Annotated in this window: 1 protein-coding gene; it reads right to left on the reverse strand. The window is 35.6% G+C overall.

Annotated elements, in window-relative coordinates:
- Window positions 1–60: 60 nt before the first annotated feature.
- On the reverse strand, window positions 61–1095 hold a 1035-nt coding region (locus tag CPAL_RS13630), incomplete at its 5' end, for an FGGY family carbohydrate kinase (RefSeq protein ID WP_106024856.1).

Genomic DNA, 1095 nt, shown 5'->3' on the forward strand with positions numbered 1-1095 from the left:
AAGATGAACTTCTATAGCAATTCATAGAAGTTCATCCATAGTATAATATAGTTTAATCAGTTATTTTTCCCAACCTTGAGATCTTTCAACTGCTTTATGCCATCCCTTAATAATTTGTTCTCTCTTTTCTGATTCCATGCTTGGTGCAAAAGTTGTTGATGCTTTACAGCTTGAACATATATCATCTAAGTCCTTCCAATATCCTACTGCAAGACCTGCAAGATAAGCAGCTCCTAGTGCTGTTGTTTCTATAACTTCTGGTCTTTGTACTGGTGTATCTAATACATCAGCTTGGAATTGCATTAAGAAATTGTTAGCGCATGCTCCACCATCAACCTTTAATGCTTGTAGTTTTATTCCTGAATCTTGTTCCATAGCCTTTAATACATCATGAGTTTGATATGCCATAGATTCTAAAGCTGCTCTTACAAAATGCTCTTTTTTAGCTCCTCTTGTAAGACCTACAACAGTTCCTCTTGCATATGGATCCCAATATGGTGCTCCAAGTCCAACGAAAGCTGGTACTAAATAAACTCCATTTGAATCTTCAACAGCTGTTGCATATTTTTCAGACTCAGCAGCGTTGTTGAACATTCTTAATTCATCACGTAACCATTGAATAACTGCTCCACCTATAAATATACTTCCTTCAAGAGCATATTCAGGTTTTCCATTATAGCAAGCAGCCATAGTTGTAAGAAGACCATTCTTAGATTCTACTGGTTTATTTCCAGTATTCATAAGAAGGAAGCATCCTGTTCCATAAGTATTTTTAGCCATACCTTCTTGACAGCAAAGTTGTCCAAACAATGCTGCTTGTTGGTCTCCAGCATCTCCTGATATTGGAATTGGTGATCCAAATATAAGTTCATCAGTCTCTCCATAGATTTCGCTAGAAGGTTTAACTTCTGGAAGCATTGATTTTGGTATATTTAATTCTGCTAAAAGTTCATCATCCCATTTTAATTCATGGATATTATAAAGCATTGTTCTTGATGCATTTGTATAATCTGTAACGTGAACTCTTCCCTTAGTTAAATTCCAGATTAACCATGTATCTATATTACCGAAAAGTAATTCTCCCTTTTCAGCTTG

Source organism: Clostridium thermopalmarium DSM 5974 (genome assembly GCF_002995795.1).
Taxonomy (GTDB): Bacteria; Bacillota; Clostridia; order Clostridiales; family Clostridiaceae; genus Clostridium_H; species Clostridium_H thermopalmarium.